Source organism: Acinetobacter sp. 1542444 (genome assembly GCF_000581835.1).
Lineage (GTDB): Bacteria > Pseudomonadota > Gammaproteobacteria > Pseudomonadales > Moraxellaceae > Acinetobacter > Acinetobacter pittii.
In genome coordinates, this window is record NZ_JEYA01000002.1 from 598,757 (window position 1) to 618,771 (window position 20,015).

The following is a 20,015-nucleotide window of genomic DNA, read 5'->3' on the forward strand; positions in this document are numbered from 1 at the left end:
TTTTACTCAAAAATAAAGCCAGACTATAAATAGCTGGCTTTGGATTTTGTAGATATTTTAATTAAAGAGTAATCATTTGAAGAAAATTAATTTTAAACCCAATAAAGTCACAATACTTCCAGCAACTCGATCCACCCCTGTTTTTGCTTTCAGATACATTTTTCGAGGCTTCTCTGAAGAGAGCAGCATTGCCACACATGAGTACCAACCAGCATCAATCATAAAACAAATCACTGGTAATGCGACGTAGTAATAATTTGGAATTTCTTTTGGCAACAAAGCAGTAAATACACTCGCTAGCACGACTGCGATTTTTGGATTACTTAACTGGGTAATTAAGCCATATCGATATGCCTGCTTATAGGTCATTTTCGATTTGCCATCGTTTTCCATCGCAATTGGTTCTTTAGCATGTTTAATAATTTTAAAAGCCAGCCAAAGTAAATATAGACCACCACCAATTTTTAAAATCAGATAAGCAGAAGGCACCGCCAATAAAACTGCTTGCAATCCCATAACTGCTAATAGACCAAAAAGCGCTGCACCTGTCCCCGTCCCTAAAGCGGTAAACAACCCATGTTTACGTGATTTAGAAATTGAATTTTGTGCAACATAAATAAAGCTTGGCCCAGGACTTATTGCTCCAAGCATCAATGCCATCGCAATTGAAAAAAGAGGAATAAGGGACTCAAACATTGTATTGACCTAGCATCACGCAATTGCGCGGTATTCTAACAGCTTTTTATGACACATATAAAAATGGCGAAGATATAAATGATGAAAATTGAATTTTCATGTTTTTACAATTTAGATCTTCACAACGGACAAAAATGTCCGTTAAATATATAACCTTTCGAACTCCCCAAACCGATGACATGAGTAAACGTCAAAAAATTGCTGCCCATAATCGGGATGAATTACTCAATGCAGCCGAAGAATGTTTTCGTATTCATGGTATTAATGTTCCCTTACAAGTTGTGATTGACCACGCTGGTGTAGGCAGAGCGACGTTCTACCGTAATTTTTGTGATCGAAAAGCTTTAATTAGTGCACTTTTAGAACGTGCAATTACACAGCTAGAGCAAAAAGCAGCTCATTTTCAACAATTCGAAGATGGTTTATTTCGTTTAATTGAAGGACATATTGGGCAACTTCCCAAGCTCGCAATTTTGCAAGATTTTTGGAGAGTGATTGATCGGCAAGATCCAATTATGTTAAAAATTTATGAACGGCGAAATAATGCACTTAACCCACTGATTGAAAATGCGATAGAACAAAAATTGTGCCGAGCTGATCTGACCGCCGATGACTATGCAATGGTCACAGCAATGTTGGGTTCTTCATTTCAAGGACATGAGCCAGAAGAACAGACTCGCTTAGCAAAACGAGCAATTGAATTACTATTTCATGGTATTCAAATACAAAAAATTCGAGGGATAGAATGAGTAAAACGCCTCGTTACTTAGAAACACCACCCGACTGGACCCCAGAAGAGCAACCGACTTTACCTGGTTCACCAGCAGCTATTGCACACTCTGTACCTAAGCGGTTTATTTACTTTTTTATTGGTTTATTTATCGCCCTTTCGGCAAGCTTAAGTAATGGTTTTATTACGGCAAATTTACCTTTAATCCAAGGTGAGTATGGACTAACTCCTTCCGAAGCGGCTTGGTTACCTGCTGCTTATGTCATGGCAAATGTCAGTTCAAACCTGATTTTATTTAAAGCCCGGCAACAGTATGGCCTGAGAGTATTTTCGGAAATAGGACTCGTGATTTTTATTGCAGTTCTGGTATTACATATTTTTGTGCATACTTATGAAATGGCCCTATTTGCGCGGGTTGTAGCTGGTTTAGCTGGTGCGCCATTAAGCTCACTAGGTATGTATTACACCATGCAAGCTTTTAAAAAAGCAGACATGGCAAAAGGAATATATATTGCCTTTGGTTTTCAACAGTTAGGTGTTCCCCTCGCTTGGATTATTTCTCCATTTCTTGTAAATACAGACAGTTGGTCTGTTCTATATACGTTTGAGCTCGGCTTAGCACTTTGTTGTTTAGCCATGGTCGTTTCATTGAAGTTACCACGTAGCTTAAGAATTTACGTTTTTGAGAAGCAAGATTTTTTCACCTTTGCTTTACTCGCTCCCGGCTTTGCTTGTTTATGTATTGTGCTCACGCAAGGCCCAATTTTATGGTGGTTTAATAGCCAGTGGCTTGCTTATGTATTAATTGCAGGTTTTAGCTTAGTTGTTTTGGGGTTGCTCTATGAGCACTATCGCGCCAATCCATTAATTATGACACGTTGGTTAGGTGCCGCTTCGACCCTACGCTTCATTTTTGGTGCTTTTGCTATTCGACTTTTAATGTCAGAACAAAGCTACGCAGCGGTTAATTTCTTAAAAACTATGGGAATGGGTCCTGACCAATTTGTTCCACTCTATGTTGTCATCTTGGTGGGGATTTTAAGCGGAACACTTTTTAGTGCACTAACTTTTTCACGCGAACGGATTATCTTCCACTTACTTTTTGCAGAATTTTTAATTTTAGTTGCGTGTGGATTAGATTATCACTTAACCAGTGATGTCCGACCTGTGAACTTCTTTGCAAGTCAGTTCTTAGTAGGCTTTGCAGGTGGTTTATTTATTGGGCCATTGCTCCTGATTGGCTTTGCGCAAACTTTGGCTAAAGGTCCTTCGTATGTGGTGACTTTTATTGTGCTGTTCTCTGCAACTCAAACATTTGGTGGTCTTGTTGGATCTTCTTTCTTCTCGACCTATCAACAACACCGCACACAAAATTATCAAGTCGAGATTATTAAAGATTTGGAACAAGCAGATCCTCTAGTTGCTCAAAGGCTCTCTACATATCAACGCAGTGCATCAGTTACGACTACTGACCCAGCATTACAAACAGCCCAATCCATGCGCTCACTTAATCAAGTGGTCACTCGTGAAGCGCAAGTGCGTGCCTACAATGACGTTATTGCATTAAACGGTATTTTTGCTATCGCCCTACTCTTGTGGGGCGGATTTAATATTGCACGTAGTAAATATCTACAACGCAGAGGAATTAGCCGTCCTTAATGGCTTCTTTATTGATGAAATAGAAATTGAGATTGATATATGTCAGATGATCAAAACAAACCGGAACAAGCTCCACCTCAAGCAGCTCCTGCTTCGTCTAATGAACCAGCACCTGCGAGCAAACTAATTCCAACAAAACGCTCAACTTTATTATGGATGCTAGTTGTGCTCATTGTTGGTATTTTAGTGATTTTGTGGGCATGGAGAATCGGACCCTTCGCAACGAGCGTTCAGCAAACTGACAATAGTTATGTTAAAGGTAAAACAACGATTTTATCGTCGCAAATTAATGGCTATGTTAAAGATGTATTAGTTAAGGACTTTGACCACGTTAAAAAGGGTCAAGTATTAATGCATATTGATGCAACCACCTACGACCAAAAAGTAACGCAAGCGGCTTCTGGAGTTGAACAAGCTAAAAATACTTTAGCCAATCAGACACAGTCTATTGCTCAAAAACAAGCTGATATTGTGGCTGCACAGGCTAAAGTTGAACAAGTTAAAGCTCAATATGAACTTTCTTTAGCACAGCTTAGACGCTATCAACAGTTAGGAAATAGTGGCGCAGCCTCTAAATCTGAGCAGGATAAAGCCGCAGCAGATGCTGAAAATAACCTTGCAGCACTGAAGCAGGCAGAGGCCAATGTTTTAGTTGCCAAAGAAGCGCTTAAAACAGCGCAAGTGGCAGAAGCTGGATTAGAAGCACAAGTTTCCAGTGCTAAAGCACAACTAGACCAAGCACAAACTACTAAAGACTATAGCGTTATTGTTGCTCCAATGGATGGTCAACTTGGTGAGGTGAACCCTCGTGTTGGGCAATATGTAGCAGCAGGGTCACAATTACTCTACCTCATCCCACAGCAAACTTGGGTGATTGCCAACTTTAAAGAAACCCAAATTGCCAATATGCGGATTGGTCAAAAAGCATGGTTTACAGTCGATGCGATGAAACACAAAAAATTTACAGGGCATGTTGAGCAGATTTCACCTGCTGCGGGTTCCGAGTTCAGTGTATTAAAACCTGACAATGCGACAGGTAACTTTACCAAAGTTGTTCAACGAATTGCCGTCCGCATTACTATTGATCCAAATCAGGAAGGAATGGAACATTTACGTCCTGGTATGTCAGTGGTTACTTCTGTCGATACAAATTCGTAAACAGCTTTTTAAAGTTCTATTTAAAAAGTTACAATGTGATCAATCATTATTTTCTCAATTTCTAATGTTTGATCACATTGCTCAATCAGTTCCTTATCAACATATTCAACTACCCCATCCCCTGCATCTCGACATTAAGCGGCTAGATTTAATTCATCCCCAAATCTCAGGTAATAAATTTTTCAAATTAAAATACAATTTGCTTGCCGCAAAACAACAAGGTTTATCGAGCATTTTGACTTTTGGTGGCGCTTATTCAAACCATATTGCCGCAACTGCGTATGCAGCTCATCTTTTTGGCTTAAGAAGTATTGGAATTATTCGTGGTGAAGAGTTAGCTGACAAACCTCTGAATCCAACCTTAGCAAAAGCTCAAAGTTTAGGAATGCATCTACATTTTGTCTCACGCAATGAATATCGCTTACGAGAAGATGCAAACTATCTTCAACAATTACAGCACCAATTTCCTGAAACTTTCATTATTCCTGAAGGCGGTACCAATGAACTGGCAGTTCAAGGTTGTCAGGAAATTATCAGTCAAAGCGATTTGCAAAACTATGATGTGATTTGCTGTGCAGTAGGAACTGGCGGAACGATTTCGGGTCTTATTGAAAGGAGTTCAGCCGATCAAAAAGTCTTAGGATTTTCGGCTTTAAAAGGTGACTTTTTACAACAAGAAATTCGGCAGTGGACCAAAAAACAGAACTGGTCTGTGACAGATGCATACTGCTGTGGTGGGTATGCAAAAACTTCACCCGAGTTATTGGCGTTTATAGAAAGTTTTGAAGAGCAGCATGCGGTACCACTTGAACCGATCTATACGGGAAAGATGATGTTTGGTCTGTTTGATCTTATAAAGAATAATTACTTTGCTGAAGGAACTCGCATTCTGGCAATTCATTCTGGTGGTTTACAGGCAGATATAAGAAATAAATCACATCAATAACTTATTAGCTTTTAGTGCACATTACTCCGCATAGCAGTAAATGTCTTTAGCATGACTAAGGCTCGGCATGATAGTATATGCCCCTTTTAAATTTTCACGATTAATCGAGAATCTCTTATGTCTAACAGTCATGTCGATGTCATTGTCTTAGGTGCAGGTGCTTCTGGACTCATGTTGGCTGCACATGCTGCTAAACGAGGGCGCTCGGTTTTAGTTTTAGAAAAAGCCAATAAAATTGGTAAAAAGATTTTAATGTCGGGCGGTGGCAAGTGTAACTTTACCAACCTGTATGTAGAGCCTGACAACTATATTTCTCATAATTCGCACTTCGTTATTTCTGCCCTGTCACGTTATAGCAACTGGGACTTTATTGGGCTGGTATGTGATTATAAAATTGCTTATGAAGAACGGAAACACGGGCAATTATTCACGCTAAACGGCGCTAAAGAAATTTTAGAGATGCTGGTGAGTGAATGTAATAAAACCAATAATGTTGATATCCAAACTCAATGTGAAGCTGTACAGATTGATCCTTTAGAAAAAGGCGGTTTTACTGTACACACAAACCAAGGCCGATTTAGCTGTGAGTCATTAGTGGTTGCTACAGGTGGTTTATCCATCCCAACTTTAGGTGGTTCTGGATTTGGTTATGAACTGGCACAAAAATTTGGACATCAGGTTTTCCCAACTCGCGCAGGATTAGTCCCATTTACTTTTTCAGATCATATTAAAGAAGTCACTACACGCCTAAGTGGTAATGCTTTAGATGTGACTCTAAGTAACTCGAAGAATAGCTTTACTGAAGCCTTATTGTTTACGCATCGTGGTTTGAGTGGTCCAAGTTCTTTACAGCTTTCAAACTATTGGAATACAGGTGAAAGTTTTAAAATCGACTTTTTCCCGAGCCAAGATTTAGCAACTTATTTAAAAGATAAAAAGAAAGCCCAACCTAAAGTTTTATTGCGTACTCTTCTGAATGAATTTACTGCAAAAAGTATTGTACAAGAGTTACAACAACTTATATGGCCAGAGCAGAGCGAGACTGCAATTGGTAATATCAGTGATGCACAGCTAGATCATATTGCTGAGCAACTACATGGTTTTGCTGTGAAACCATCAGGCACAGAAGGGTATCGTACTGCCGAAGTTACTTTAGGTGGGGTTGATACAAGTGAAGTATCTTCCAAAACCATGGAAAGTAAAAAGCAGAAAGGACTGTTTTTTATTGGGGAAGTACTTGATGTGACTGGCCATTTAGGAGGTTATAACTTCCAATGGGCTTGGTCTTCCGCTTATGCAGCAGCACAATACGTTTAACTGATGAATAAGCTAATTTGAGGCTTTCGAATCATTAGATGATTTTTCAGAATTACGTGTATGAGTTGTTGCCTGTTTTGATGAATTAGATTTATTAAACACAAATTTATAAGCACTTGCTAAAAAACCTACCGTAATTCCCGCAATGACAATCGGTGCTAAAAAACGACCTGGTTTCTTCATCGTATTTTCCTCACTTATTTGTTTTTATAACGTCTAAAAAGAACGACCACTCAATATAGAGTGGTCGAACTTATCACAAAAATCAAAGATTTTTTGTACGGTTTATCTGAAAATTAGTCTTACATACTAAATTTCGTCATTTTCTCCAGTAGATCCAAACGGTTTATTTACAGGTGGTTCTGCTGGATTTACTTGCGCAGAATCAGCTGGTTTTGCATCAGATGAAACAGTTGATGGTGAAGTTGTAGTCGTTGGTGCAACTGTAGATGTTGACGAACTCGTAGTTGCAGATGAGCTACCAGCAGATGGACTGCTTGTTGTCGTAGTAGAAGGCGGTTGATAAAGCGGATTTGGTTCATTAGCTTCTTTTTTAGCTTTATCTAGCAAATCGCTCAACAGTCTTTCTGCTGGTTGGCGACCGCCTAAACCAAATGCAAGAGCGAAAGCAACTGCAACTGCGCCTAGAGTCAAACCAAATGCAAGATTAACGATTGAATCTGCAATACCCATCGCTCTTAAACCAAGCGCAAGTACAAGACCAATAATTAATACACGAACTAAACTACCTAACCAACGCGAGCTATTATATTCGCCGCGTTGAACCACGTTCGCCACAACATTGGCAAGCCAGAAACCAATAACCAAGATTACAGCGCCCAATAGAATGTTTGCACCGAAATGGATAAACATTGCAATTAGACCACTAATTTGATCGAAACCAAGACGATCCGCAGCTTCAGAAACCGCAAATAGCATAGTAAAGAATACAATTAACCAGCCAACTGCATTAGAAACTTTAGTTTGACCTAAAAAGCGTTGTACATCTAACTTTGCAGGAATCTCATCAACACCTGTACCTGCAATTAATTCAGCGACTAAGCGACCAACAAAACGAGAAACAATATAAGCAACCAGTAGAATTAAACCAGCAGCAATAATGTTTGGAATCGCCTGCAAGATTTCATTAAGCATTGCTGTTGCTGGCTGAGAAATTGTCTCAATCCCTAAAGCTTCAAACGCTACAATCAATGTTGTAATAATGATGATTGCGAAAACAAATGACCCTAAGAATTTGCCTACGTTAGAGCTTTTGAAAAGACCAATTTTTTCAGCTTGAGCCTGAACACCTAAGCTATTCACTAAACCTTCAACAATACCGCGTACAATTTTTGCCAAGATATAACCAACAAAAACGATAACACCAGCAATAAAGATATTTGGTAAGAATGCTACAGCATCATTTACCATATTTTGAACTGGAATCAGTAAGCCTGTTAATCCTAATATTGAAAGAACAATCGGAAGGAAAAGTAACAATACAAGCCAGTAAAGAATTTCACCAATATTCTGGCTAATTCCACCTACACCCACTTCACTGCTTAACTTATCGTCAAGTTGAGTTCGGGATAAAACATTGGTCCCCCCCGCTCGCACCAGTCGAGCAACGATCCAACCAATAAAACCCACCACAACAGCAGCAATAATATTTGGAATATAGACGAGTACCTGATTAACCATATTGCTGAACGGGCCACTTACTCCACTAATGTTAAGTACATTGAGAGCTGCGACAACAGCTAAGATTAAAATAAACCAGAATACGACTTTTGAAATAAGACCTTCTATGTTTGGAGCACGCCCAGTTGCTGAAGATAATTTTGCATTGGTATTTACTTTTTGCAGAAGTTTTTTTACACCTGCCGCAACTAATAAGGCGATTATCCAGCCGACCAGTAAGATGACGATTGCAGCTAAAATAGGATGAAACTGATCCCAGTAATACATCGCATCAAACTGAGCGCCGCGAGGCCCATCAAAAAATTCATTCATATTGTTATGTCCTCAATTGTTATGTTCTTTTCAGTGCCATCAATTATGAAAAACACTTTTCGTTGTTAAAAATGACGATAAATGCGGTCTATCTCACCTTATGTTTTGAATATTTTCTAATCAACACACTTCTGCATAAATACAACAAATTGATGCAAAAGGTTGCAAAAAAAGCCTTCAGGTCACATCCCAAAGGCTTTCTATAAAGATATACTGGTTAGCTTATTACCCTTTATAAATATTCAAATCTGAAGTGCTCTTAATGACATGTGGTGTGACCTCATGTTGAAAAGCGGCTTCTTCTTTAGGTGTTTTGCTGTGATCAGCAACCATGTAGACGATGAGTGCAATAAGAAAAAGCCCAACAATAATTAAAATGTAAACTGGCAATCTTCTTTTTTTCGCAGTTTCTTCAGGACTCGTCACATGAGGTGGTTTTGAAAAATCATGCATCTTCTTTCCCCTCTTCTTTTATCATTAACTTTATAATCATCATAGCAATTTGGTTTGTTGCATTGTGTGAAAAAGCATTATGCTAAGGTGTCTGTGTTTGCAAAACTCTACTATTAAAATAATAAAAACAGTATAAAATTTAGGCAAAAATATTTAGCCATTAAAAAATAATGACAAGTTATGCTCGAGCTTCTTTGAGGTTCTATTTGTAATACAATATGTTTTAGCGCTTACTTTTTATAAAATAGGCTATAATAAGCCCCCTTGTTTTAAAGCTGCTCTATTTTATGATGTATCGTCAGCAAAACGTAACACTTGATCTCGACACTGACGTCACACATCAATGTTATATACATCAGACGAGAGACGAACATCTCATTGGTATTATTGAATTTAATAAACCAAGTTATGAACTCAAATGGGGTGATTTAGAGTATTTTCGTCGCCGTACTGAAGAATTTTCGGTCATGCCATTTCCTGACTGCATTAATGCCATGATTGTTGATATTCGTAATATCAATATTTTTCTAGACAATGATGTTCCAATCTTGCCTTGGCGCTTACTAGAAGAAGACTGTCCTGTTCGCTTAGTCGTTCCACAAGATCGTTTGGAACATTATGCAGGTCTTTTTGAGCCAACTTGGCTTTCAACCGATGTAGATAGCGCAATTTCAGAAATTCGCGAATTTATGGATATGTTTGTCCACTAATAAACATATCCATAAAATTAATTATAAAGTTGTTTTCACCGCAATTTATTACCAGTAATTTTCTACCGCAATATTTCCCTCACCTCGACGGTTCATCGTCAAACCACGGCGTTTTAAAGCCTCTTTCGTGTCATCTACCATTTGCGGATTTCCGCAAAGCATGACGTGGCTTGTGGCAGGATTCAGCTCTATACCAACAGATTTTTCTAATTCACTATTTTCAATCAGAATCGGCAAACGATCATGCAATGGCGCAGATGGATCTCTAGTAATAATCGGAATAAATTTAAATCCGTTATGTCCTTCCCCAAAAGTTTCAGCAATCTCTTGAATACGATCAACATAAGCTAACTCAGCTGCGGTACGGACACTGTAGACCAAATTAATTTTTTGATATTTAGACCATGTATCGAAGTCTTGTAGCATCGATAAAAATGGAGCTAAACCCGTACCTGTTGCCAATAACCATAAATCATGCGGTAAAGGTTGTTGATAGCGAGCTAAAGTCAAATAACCATAAGGTATTTTTTCTAAATAAAGCTCATCTCCTACCTTTAAATGTTGAAGATTTGACGTAAATGCACCGTCTGGTACTACAATCGAAAAAAACTCAAGCGTTTCATCAAATGGTGATGAGACTACCGAATAAGCACGAACAACGAGTTCCTCTCCAACTTTTAGCCCAATACGTGCGAATTGCCCAGCAGTAAATTTAAAATGTGCAGGGCGAGTCATGGTGAAACTGAAAAGAGTTGGAGTCCAGCGGTGTACAGATAAAACTTTTTCTACGCTAAATTTTTCAATTGACATGATTTCAACGTGGCATGAAATAGTGCGCTCATGTTAGCATGACAGCCGAAATAATGAATACTTTTAAACGTTAAGGCTTTTTAAACATGCGCATGACATTACGCCAGTTGGCTGTTTTTGTAGCAGTCGCTCAAGAAGGAACTGTCACTAAAGCCAGTGATGCGGTCAGACTGACGCAAAGTGCAGCAAGTATGGCTTTAGCCGATTTAGAGGATGGCCTTGGTGCTCCTCTATTTGATCGTTTAGGTAAACGATTACAGCTTAATGATTTAGGTCGTTTTCTATTGCCTCAAGCATTAGAAATATTAGGTCGCTGTGAAGCTTTTGAGCAAGCTGCAAAAGGTGAATTGCAAAGCATTGATTTACGTATTGGGGCCACTTTAACGATTAGTGATTACCTCATGCCAGATTTAATGGCAAACTTTTTACAGCATCATCCTAAAGCACATTTGCAATTACAAGTGGGCAATACACGCCAAATGATTGAAGCAGTCAATCAATTCCAACTTGATTTAGCTTTAATTGAAGGATCATGTCATTTACCTCAACTCCAATGTATTCATTGGCGTGATGATGAACTTGCAGTTTGCTGTGCCCCAAATCACCCGTTAGCACGTTTAAATAGACCTCTAACAGCGCATGATTTTCTTCAAGTCGAATGGATTTTACGTGAAGAAGGCTCAGGGACTCGTGAAGTGTTTGATAATGCGATATTGCAAGATCTGCCAGACGCGAATATTCGCTTAACCCTAGGTCACAATGAAGCAATTTTAAAAATCGTTGCTGGTGGTTTAGGTATGTCATGTATTTCTAAACTAGCCATTGAACCTTTAATTGAAAAGGGACAATTAGTAATTTTAGATACACCATTCTGGCAGCTTACCCGTCCGCTTTATATGCTGGTACACCGTCAAAAATATCAGGGTCCAGGTCTCAAAGCTTTCTTACAATTCTGTGAAGATCAGGTTTAAAACCTGATCTTTTCATTGATTAGCGTCGAAAATTTGATAGCAATTCGCTTGTGATCGCTTTATTGTGATCCGCAATTTTATTTTTCTTGGTTTTCGCAGGATTCGGGTCAACACGCTCAATTTTGATCGCTTTAAATTTGCCCTGATTATCTGCGGCAAGAAACTTCACTTTTTCATTTCTTTTCGGTTCGCCCTCTGATGCAGGGAAATCAGAAATATGAAAGAAAATATCTCCTTCACTAGTTTCAATAAAACCAAACCCTTTATCAGCGTTATATTGTTTTACCCATCCAGTATAAAACTCTTGCTTCATGATCTTTCCCCTACTTTTCCAATCCAGTTGTTGCGGTAAATAAAAAAGAGACTCACGATTCCGTTTTAAAATTATACGGTTTAATGAAGTCTCTTTTTAATGCGATTTCAAAAAATTAATCTTTTTGTACACTACCAAAAATTTTATCGCCAGCATCGCCCAAGCCAGGAACAATATAACCTTGTTCATTTAAGCCATTATCAATAGATGCTGTATAAATTTGCACATCTGGATGAGCTGCTTCAACTTTAGCAACACCTTCTGGAGCGGCAACTAACACCATAACACGAATATCTTTACAACCACTCGCCTTTAACACATCAATAGCAGCAACTAACGAATTACCCGTTGCTAACATTGGGTCAATAATCATCGCAAGACGGTTAGCGACATCTGGAACTAGTTTTTTATAATACGTGCGAACTTCTAAAGTTTCTTCATTACGCTCAAGACCTAAAACACTCACTTTTGCGCTTGGAATTAGATTAAGTACACCATCTAACATACCAATTCCAGCACGTAAAATCGGTACAATCGTTATTTTTTTACCAGCAATACGCTGAGTAGTAACAGTTCCAGCCCATCCATCAATTTCACAATCCACAACTGGTAAATCTTTTGTTGCTTCATAAGTCAACAACATAGTCACTTCCTGAGCAAGCTCACGGAAATTCTTAGTACTGATGTCAGCACGGCGTAACAAGCCTAATTTATGACGAATAAGTGGGTGACGAATTTCTTGAATGGCCACAGATGTTACCTAAAAATATAAAAACGTATTTATTATAATCTTTTTTTAACGCTCAATAAAAAAAAGCCTCCAGATTTGGAGGCTTTTTTGTACACCAGAATTACTGTTGTGAAAGCATGAAATGTAATGGAGATAAAATTTCTGCTTTTAATGCCAAATTAATCATTGGATCTGGATAAACACCCAAAATAATAACTAAGGCAGCAGCAGCCAATACCATTAAACCACCCACTTTTTGTCCCCAATGAGCATCTGCATCAATACGAGGAGTTTCCGGTGGTGTCATGTACATTACAACCATCACACGTAAGTAATAGTACAAACCGATACCACTACCCACAATAATCATTGCAGCTAAGAACCAGTGTTGAGTTGTTACAGCAGCCATTACCACCAAGAACTTACCAATGAAGCCTGCTGTTAATGGAATACCAGCCAAAGATAACATCATGACTGTTAAAGTTGCTGTAAGTACTGGACGACGCCAGAACAAACCACGGTAGTCTGCAAGGCTTTGTGCTTCATCTACGTTGTTATATGGGCTAGACATTAACGCTACTGCACCAAAGGCACCAATAGTTGTTAATACATAAGACACTACATATACAGTTACGCTACCCAAGCTCGCATAAGTCATACTAATTAAAGCAATTAACAAATAACCAAAGTGAGCAATAGATGAATAACCAAGAATACGTTTTAAATTAACTTGACGAACAGCGAGTAAGTTACCAACTAAAATCGACAATACAGCAATGATCGTCAAAATAGTTACTAACGAGTTCACCATCATTGCGCCTGAAGCAAGCATATAGCGCACGAACAAACCAATTGTTGCAACTTTAGCAGCAGTCGCTAAGAAAGTTGCCATTGGCGCTGGTGCACCTGCATATACATCCGGTGTCCATTTATGAAACGGCGCAAGCGACAATTTAAATGCAACAGCAAAGATAATAAGTGCTAAACCTAATAACACCATTGGCTGTTTGATTGCTTCAAATAATGCTTGTACAGAATCATAGAATGAAAGCGAACCTGTATATGCATAGATATATGCCATACCCATCAACAACATTGCCGAAGCTGTCGCTGAAAGTACAAGGTATTTAATACCCGCTTCAAGTGAGTTACTACGTTGATAAGTATAAGCAAGTAAGCCATATACAGGAATCGACATTAACTCAAGGCTAATGAAGAACGATGCATAGTGAGAGCTTGCAACCATCAACATTGCACCTGCTACTGAAGCAAGTAACAAAAGATATAACTCTTCGCGGTTGTCTTTATAAGTTTCAATGTAAGCATGAGACAAAGTACAACATGCCAATGCCGCAATCAAAATCATAAATTGATAGAACATGGTAAATGGATCAACCATAAACATGCCCATCACATTTGCCGGTACAAACTTACCGCCAAATATTGCAAATAAAATATAAAGTGCAGCAAGGTTTAAACCGACAACAGAAGCTGTTGCGATTAAATTATGATTACGCTTAATTGAAATTAACAGCATGACGACGATTGTTGTCAAAGCAACAATCATCACCGGAGCTAAAGGCATAAGCGTAGAGAATGATACTGTGAAGTTCATGATTATTGGATCTCCACATGGTCAAGTTGAGTAGCTGTTTGCTGAACAGTTTCAACGACTTCTTGTACTGGCACATAACTATTGACCAACCACTGCATGCTTGAATGAGATACATCCAAGAATGTTTGTGGGTAGATACCAAGCCAAACGAGACCAATCGCACAAATCATCAAAATACCAACTTCACGAGCAGATAAGTCTTTCAATGGACTAGTGTAATGTTGCTTTTGTTCAGGATTTGGTTCACCAAATAAAGCACGGTGAATCAAGATCAAGCCATATAAACCTGCAAATACAAGGCTGATAGAAGCAAGAATCGTGAAGACAGGATATTTATTAAATGAACCCATCAAAATCAGGAATTCACCAATAAAGTTACCTAAACCTGGTACACCTACAAGAGCAGCAACGAAGAACATCAAGAAAAATGGCAAGTACTGAAGCTGGCCACGAAGACCACCCATTAAACGTAAATCACGTGTATGTAAACGTTCGTAGATTTGACCAGACATAATGAACAATGCAGCTGATGACAAACCATGTGCCAACATCATGATCATTAGACCTTGGAAAGTCAAAATATTACCTGCATAGATTGCAAGTAAGATAAAGCCCATGTGTGAAATCGACGTATACGCAAGTAAACGTTTCATGTCAGTTTGCTGGTAAGCACACCATGCGCCGTAGAAAATACCAATCAAACCGAAAATAATCGCAATGTCTGCAAACTGTGCAGAAGCTGTCGGGAAGAATGGAATAACAAAACGAAGCAAGCCATACGCAGCTGTTTTAATCAAGATACCCGCTAAGTCTACAGAACCTGCTGTAGGAGCTTGAGCATGCGCATCTGGTAACCAACCATGTAATGGGAATACTGGTAATTTCACCGCAAAACCGATGAAGAAACAGATCATAAAACCGTAAGCTAAGCCTGCAGGTAAATGGTTAGCTACAGCTAATAAATAGTTGTAATCAAAACCGATCATGCCTGTCATCATGTAGCCATAAACTACAAGACCTAGGATACCGATTAACATCACTAGACCGGCAATCTGTGTGTAAAGGAAGAACTTAGTAGCAGCGTAAACACGTGAACGACCATTTGAACCTTTATGACCCCATAACGCAATCAAGAAGTAGATTGGTACAAGCATCATCTCCCAGAAGAAGAAGAACAAGAACAAGTCAATCGCTAAGAATACACCGATAACGCCACCTAAACTCCATAATAGGTTTAAGTGGAAGAAACCAACGTTCTTTTGAATCTCGCCCCATGAACAACCAACAGCAAGTACACCAAGTAACGCTGTTAATAGCACCATGAGTAAAGATAAGCCATCCACAGCTAAGTGAATGCCAATACCGAGTGATTGAATCCACGGTAAATAGAACTCAGCAGACCAAGTTGGGATTTTAGAACCCAACTCGTAGCTATAAGTTCCACTTTGCCAAAGTGCAAGACCTAAGCCCAAAGTAATGAGCATACCAATTAAGGCAATCCAGCGTGGCAAAGTTTTGTCGAGCTTATCGACTAACCAACAAATAAAACCGGCAATGAACGGAACAAGGATCAGCGCGGGTAAAATTAAATTGTTTTCCATTTTATTTCCCCACTACCTGAATAACGATCAAGATCATCAATAACACCACTACACCGAGTGACATGCTTGATGCGTATTCACGCAATGAACCTGTTTGACGTGAGCTTGTAAAACTGTTTCCGCCTTTCACGAGTGCAGGAAGAACTAACCACAAACCGTCAATCGGATCACGGCCAAAGATTTTGGCGAAGAATAAATAAGGTTTAACAAAAACGATGTCATACAATGCATCAAAACCAAAAGCGGTACGGCAAATATGTGCCAAACCTGAACCCAAACTTGTTTGAGCGAATGATTTCACTGCACCATAAGCAAATGTAAATAATGCTATACCAACAACTAGACCAACTAGTGCAATACCTACTGCTAAGTGCTCTGCCCCATGCATGCCTTCTACAAATTGTTCAGCGACATGGAATTCAGGAATTTTTGCAGTATTCAGAATACCTGCTACCGGTGCTTTTAATACCGCACCAACAAAAGTAGACAATACAGCTAGAATACCCAGTGGAGCCCAGTAAGTTGCACCTTTAATTTCATGGTAAGGCGTGTTTTCTTGACCAAAGAATACAACCCAGATTAAACGGAATGTATAGATTGAAGTCAGGAATGCACCTGCTACACCCACCCAATATAAGGTGTGATATAAAGCAACTGATTGACCTTGTACCCAAACTTCACCAAGAATCGCATCTTTAGAGAAGAAGCCAATAGTCAAGAATGGAATCGCTGCTAATGCACCGCCACCAATCGCGAAACAAGCAAACAGGAATTTGTTACGTTTGAACAAACCACCCATTTTGAAAATGTTTTGCTCGTGGTGATAAGCCAGAATCACCGCACCAGAAGACAAGAATAATAATGCCTTAAAGAATGCGTGAGCCAACATATGGAACAAGCCAGCTTGATACGCTTCCGCACCTACAGCCATAAACATATAGCCAAGCTGACTCATTGTTGAGTAAGCCAAGATACGTTTGATGTCTGTTTGTACAAGTGCAGCAAAACCTGCAACTAACAAAGTTACCGCGCCAGTTACCGAAATGAATTGCATCACTTCAGGAGCAAGTTCAAATACGCTGAATAGACGGCAGCATAAGTACACACCAGCCGTTACCATTGTTGCAGCGTGGATTAATGCAGAAACAGGTGTTGGACCTGCCATCGCATCTGCCAACCATGTTTGCAATGGAATTTGAGCAGACTTACCAGCAGCACCCAAGAACAACATTAATGCAGTCCAGATTGTAAGTGACGAACTCTTCGTCATTACTTCTGCTGCGTGTTCAACGATGTACTGAGTATTCAGCGTACCAAATTGTTGGTAAAGCAAGAATAAAGCAATAAGCAAGAATACGTCACCAACGCGGGTCACTGTAAACGCTTTGATCGCAGCCCAACCATTTGCAGGGTTTGCATAATAGAAACCGATCAGCAAGTAAGAGCAAAGACCTACGCCTTCCCAACCCAAGAATAACAACGCCAAGTTGTCACCCAATACAAGCACAAGCATGCTTGCAACAAACAGGTTGAAATAAGAGAAGAAACGCGCATAACCCTCTTCACCACGCATGTACCATGAAGCAAAGATGTGGATTAAGAAACCAACACCCGTAATCATGCCCATCATGAGTAAAGATAAGCCATCTAAATGTAAGCTAATGCCCGGCGCAAAACCACCAACATTGAACCATGTCCACAAGTTTTGAACAAAAACTTGCTGACCACTCGTGGTAAATGCCATTCCAGCAATGAGTGCAAATAATGCAGATAAACCTACAGAACCTACACCAATAACTGCTGCAACGTTTTCAGAGAGTTTGTCTCGTCCTGCCGCCAATAAAATAAAACCGATTAGCGGAAATAATACTGTTAAATATAAATAACTCATCCGCGCATCTCACTAGCAGCATCCACATCCAAATGATGGAAGCGATGATAGAACTGAAGGACAATCGCAAGACCGATACATGCCTCTGCTGCTGCAAGGGTCAAAATCAAGATGAACATCACTTGCCCATCTGGTTGTGCCCATACGCTACCCGCAAGAACAAATGCCAATGCTGCAGCATTCATCATGATTTCAAGGCTCATTAACATAAATAATAGGTTGCGTCGCACCATTACACCGTAAAAACCGAGTGCAAAAAGGATGGTTGCAACAATCAAACCATGTTCTAAAGGAATCTGGCCCATTATTCTTTTTCCTCTTCTGCACCTGGTTCACGTTTACCTAAGTGGTATGCTGCAACAAGGGCTGCTAGCAATAACATCGCGGCAACTTCAACCAATAATAAATAGTGAGTAAAGAGTGCTTGACCAACTACTTTTGGTCCAATCACTTGTGCCCCAAGCGGTGCTGAAATAGTGGTGTATTCACCACCAAGCATCCAAACTAAAAGCAAGCCGAGTAAGAAACTCATGAGTGCTGGATATGCCCAAGCATCTGAAGAAAGCCATTTACGTTCTTGTTCAACGGTGTGTTGACCTAAGTTAAGCATCATCACCACGAAGACAAACAGAACCATAATTGCTCCGGCATAAACAATGATTTCAAGAGCACCTGCAAAAGGCGCCCCCACGATCATGAAAATACCAGCAACAGCAAGCAATGAAACAATTAGACTAAGTAGAGCGTGTACAGGGTTCGTGTTAGTCACTACACGAACCGTAGAAACGATGGCCACGAGTGCCATCAAATAAAACGGCCACATCATGGTAATAGACTCCGTACATCGATTGGTGCACTTTCTTTTTGTGCTTGACCTTTCTCTTTACCGTTAATTGCCATACCCGTTACACGGTAGAAGTTGTAATCTGGGTATTTGCCTGGACCTGAAATGAGTAAGTTTTCTTTCTCATAAACAAGGTCTTGACGTACATATTCGCCTAACTCGAAGTCTGGTGTGAGCTGAATCGCAGTTGTTGGACAAGCTTCTTCACACATACCGCAGAAAATACAACGTGAGAAGTTGATACGAAAAAACTCCGGGTACCAACGACCATCTTCTGTTTCTGCTTTTTGTAGTGAGATACAGCCAACCGGACATGCAACCGCACATAGGTTACATGCTACGCAACGCTCTTCCCCATCAGGGTCACGTGTTAATACGATACGACCACGAAAGCGTGGCGGCACAATCTGTTCAGCCGGAACTTCTGGATATAAAATCGTGTCACGTTTACGCGTTGCATGGCTAAACACCATGAGCAACGTACGTACAATTGATCCGAATCCAGCTAGAAATTTATACATTTTGTACTCCCTGCTGTCCTAGGCCTGATTCATCAGAATCACAGCACCAGTCACTAACAAGTTGACCAACGCCAATGGCAAACAAATTTTCCAACCAAAGTTCATGACTTGGTCATAACGTGGACGCATTAAAGAACCACGTGCCAATACGAACATCATTACAAAGAATGCTGTTTTAATCACAAACCAGAATACTGGTGGAACAAATGGAATTTCTAAATTGAATGGCGCTAACCAGCCACCAAAGAATAAAGTCACGATCAATGCAGAGATCAGTACTACGTTGACATATTCAGCAACGAAGAACATACCCCATTTCATACCGCCATATTCAACATGGTAACCTTCTGCCAATTCTTGTTCTGCTTCTGGTTGGTCAAATGGATGACGATGAGTTACCGCAACACCAGCAACCACAAAAATCAAGAAACCTAAGAATTGTGGAATAACGAACCAAACATCGCGTTGTGCTTCAACAATTTCACGAAGGTTAAATGAGCCTGCAATTGCAACCACACCCATCAATGAAATACCCAAGAACACTTCATAAGAAATAGTTTGAGCAGCTGAACGTAAACCACCAAGCAATGAATATTTGTTATTTGAAGCCCAGCCACCAAACAATACTGCATAGACTGCAATACCAGCCATTGCCATGAAGAACAACAAGCCGATACTCATGTCAGCAACACCCAGTGAAGGACTCACCGGGATTACCATGAACGAAAGAACCGCTGTTGCCATTGCAACAGCTGGTGCTAAACGGAATGTAAGTTTGTCAGCAAACTTTGGTGTCCAGTCTTCTTTGAACATGATTTTGAGCATGTCGGCAACGATCTGGAACATACCACCAGGACCAACACGGTTTGGACCATAACGGTCTTGCCACCAAGCAAGTAAACGACGCTCAATAAAAGACATCAACGCTGCAACTAAAACTACAACAAGCAAAATTACAACTGCTTGAACGACAGCGTAAGCAATCGGCCAGTTCTCAGCCCAAAGTGGCGTTTGACGTATAATTTCTTGATTCATGA

21 protein-coding genes are annotated in these 20,015 nt (G+C 39.8%); 7 read left to right on the forward strand and 14 right to left on the reverse strand.

Annotated features, from left to right (window positions below; genetic code table 11):
- Positions 1-72 precede the first annotated feature (72 nt).
- The gene (locus tag J580_RS11740; RefSeq protein WP_002120398.1) at positions 73-696 is read right to left on the reverse strand and encodes a LysE family translocator; all 624 of its coding nucleotides are present in this window, start codon (positions 694-696) and stop codon (positions 73-75) included.
- A 179-nt stretch (positions 697-875) separates the two neighbouring features.
- Here J580_RS11740 and J580_RS11745 point away from each other — a divergent pair, with 179 nt between their 5' ends.
- The 5 genes from J580_RS11745 to J580_RS11765 all read left to right on the forward strand — a co-directional run bounded on the left by J580_RS11745 (position 876) and on the right by J580_RS11765 (position 6,506).
- A complete protein-coding gene (locus J580_RS11745) occupies positions 876-1,445 on the forward strand; it encodes a TetR/AcrR family transcriptional regulator (protein WP_002120318.1) in 570 nt (189 codons plus the stop codon).
- Positions 1,442-3,085 carry an MFS transporter gene (locus tag J580_RS11750; RefSeq protein WP_032004291.1) on the forward strand — a complete coding sequence of 548 codons (1,644 nt, stop codon included), beginning with the start codon at positions 1,442-1,444 and terminating at the stop codon, positions 3,083-3,085. The genes J580_RS11745 and J580_RS11750 overlap by 4 nt, the downstream gene beginning before the upstream one ends.
- A gap of 39 nt (positions 3,086-3,124) precedes the next feature.
- Positions 3,125-4,243 (forward strand): HlyD family secretion protein, encoded by a 1,119-nt coding sequence (locus J580_RS11755; protein WP_032004292.1) that lies wholly within the window; start codon positions 3,125-3,127, stop codon positions 4,241-4,243.
- Between the two features lie 64 nt (positions 4,244-4,307).
- The gene (locus J580_RS11760) at positions 4,308-5,189 is read left to right on the forward strand and encodes a 1-aminocyclopropane-1-carboxylate deaminase/D-cysteine desulfhydrase (protein ID WP_032004293.1); all 882 of its coding nucleotides are present in this window, start codon (positions 4,308-4,310) and stop codon (positions 5,187-5,189) included.
- 117 nt (positions 5,190-5,306) lie between these two features.
- The gene (locus J580_RS11765) at positions 5,307-6,506 is read left to right on the forward strand and encodes an NAD(P)/FAD-dependent oxidoreductase (protein WP_032004294.1); all 1,200 of its coding nucleotides are present in this window, start codon (positions 5,307-5,309) and stop codon (positions 6,504-6,506) included.
- A 12-nt stretch (positions 6,507-6,518) separates the two neighbouring features.
- On the opposite strand, the gene J580_RS23095 is transcribed toward J580_RS11765, so the two are convergent.
- The 3 genes from J580_RS23095 to J580_RS11780 all read right to left on the reverse strand — a co-directional run bounded on the left by J580_RS23095 (position 6,519) and on the right by J580_RS11780 (position 8,972).
- A complete protein-coding gene (locus J580_RS23095) occupies positions 6,519-6,689 on the reverse strand; it encodes a hypothetical protein (RefSeq protein WP_002120038.1) in 171 nt (56 codons plus the stop codon).
- A gap of 126 nt (positions 6,690-6,815) precedes the next feature.
- A complete protein-coding gene (locus J580_RS11775; RefSeq protein ID WP_032004295.1) occupies positions 6,816-8,519 on the reverse strand; it encodes a mechanosensitive ion channel in 1,704 nt (567 codons plus the stop codon).
- Between the two features lie 225 nt (positions 8,520-8,744).
- A complete protein-coding gene (locus J580_RS11780) occupies positions 8,745-8,972 on the reverse strand; it encodes a hypothetical protein (protein ID WP_002120072.1) in 228 nt (75 codons plus the stop codon).
- A gap of 290 nt (positions 8,973-9,262) precedes the next feature.
- Between J580_RS11780 and J580_RS11785 the strand changes: the two genes are divergently transcribed.
- The gene (locus J580_RS11785; protein ID WP_014205905.1) at positions 9,263-9,682 is read left to right on the forward strand and encodes a hypothetical protein; all 420 of its coding nucleotides are present in this window, start codon (positions 9,263-9,265) and stop codon (positions 9,680-9,682) included.
- 48 nt (positions 9,683-9,730) lie between these two features.
- Here J580_RS11785 and J580_RS11790 read toward each other — a convergent pair whose 3' ends face one another.
- A complete protein-coding gene (locus J580_RS11790; RefSeq protein ID WP_032004296.1) occupies positions 9,731-10,492 on the reverse strand; it encodes a ferredoxin--NADP reductase in 762 nt (253 codons plus the stop codon).
- An 86-nt stretch (positions 10,493-10,578) separates the two neighbouring features.
- Between J580_RS11790 and gigC the strand changes: the two genes are divergently transcribed.
- Entirely contained in the window at positions 10,579-11,463 is an 885-nt protein-coding gene (gene gigC, locus J580_RS11795; protein WP_002120024.1) for a LysR family transcriptional regulator GigC, read from the forward strand.
- A gap of 19 nt (positions 11,464-11,482) precedes the next feature.
- On the opposite strand, the gene J580_RS11800 is transcribed toward gigC, so the two are convergent.
- The 9 genes from J580_RS11800 to nuoH all read right to left on the reverse strand — a co-directional run bounded on the left by J580_RS11800 (position 11,483) and on the right by nuoH (position 20,013).
- Entirely contained in the window at positions 11,483-11,776 is a 294-nt protein-coding gene (locus J580_RS11800) for a cold shock domain-containing protein (RefSeq protein ID WP_032004297.1), read from the reverse strand.
- A 115-nt stretch (positions 11,777-11,891) separates the two neighbouring features.
- Positions 11,892-12,527 carry a uracil phosphoribosyltransferase gene (gene upp, locus J580_RS11805; RefSeq protein WP_002120045.1) on the reverse strand — a complete coding sequence of 212 codons (636 nt, stop codon included), beginning with the start codon at positions 12,525-12,527 and terminating at the stop codon, positions 11,892-11,894.
- 100 nt (positions 12,528-12,627) lie between these two features.
- On the reverse strand, positions 12,628-14,121 hold the full coding sequence (gene nuoN, locus J580_RS11810) for an NADH-quinone oxidoreductase subunit NuoN (protein ID WP_032004298.1): 1,494 nt from the start codon (positions 14,119-14,121) through the stop codon (positions 12,628-12,630).
- 2 nt (positions 14,122-14,123) lie between these two features.
- Positions 14,124-15,722: an NADH-quinone oxidoreductase subunit M gene (nuoM, locus tag J580_RS11815; protein WP_002120006.1), complete on the reverse strand. Its 1,599-nt coding sequence runs from the start codon at positions 15,720-15,722 to the stop codon at positions 14,124-14,126.
- A gap of 1 nt (position 15,723) precedes the next feature.
- Positions 15,724-17,613, reverse strand: coding sequence for an NADH-quinone oxidoreductase subunit L (nuoL, locus tag J580_RS11820; protein WP_002120008.1), 1,890 nt, complete (start codon positions 17,611-17,613; stop codon positions 15,724-15,726).
- Positions 17,610-17,918, reverse strand: a complete 309-nt coding sequence (nuoK, locus tag J580_RS11825; protein WP_000529822.1) for an NADH-quinone oxidoreductase subunit NuoK — start codon at positions 17,916-17,918, stop codon at positions 17,610-17,612. The genes nuoL and nuoK overlap by 4 nt, the downstream gene beginning before the upstream one ends.
- Positions 17,918-18,436 carry an NADH-quinone oxidoreductase subunit J gene (gene nuoJ, locus J580_RS11830; RefSeq protein ID WP_014205902.1) on the reverse strand — a complete coding sequence of 173 codons (519 nt, stop codon included), beginning with the start codon at positions 18,434-18,436 and terminating at the stop codon, positions 17,918-17,920. Before nuoJ ends, nuoK begins: the two co-directional genes overlap by 1 nt.
- Positions 18,436-18,978 (reverse strand): NADH-quinone oxidoreductase subunit NuoI, encoded by a 543-nt coding sequence (gene nuoI, locus J580_RS11835; RefSeq protein ID WP_002120012.1) that lies wholly within the window; start codon positions 18,976-18,978, stop codon positions 18,436-18,438. The genes nuoJ and nuoI overlap by 1 nt, the downstream gene beginning before the upstream one ends.
- 18 nt (positions 18,979-18,996) lie before the next feature.
- Positions 18,997-20,013: an NADH-quinone oxidoreductase subunit NuoH gene (gene nuoH / locus J580_RS11840; RefSeq protein WP_004703499.1), complete on the reverse strand. Its 1,017-nt coding sequence runs from the start codon at positions 20,011-20,013 to the stop codon at positions 18,997-18,999.
- Positions 20,014-20,015: the final 2 nt, after the last annotated feature.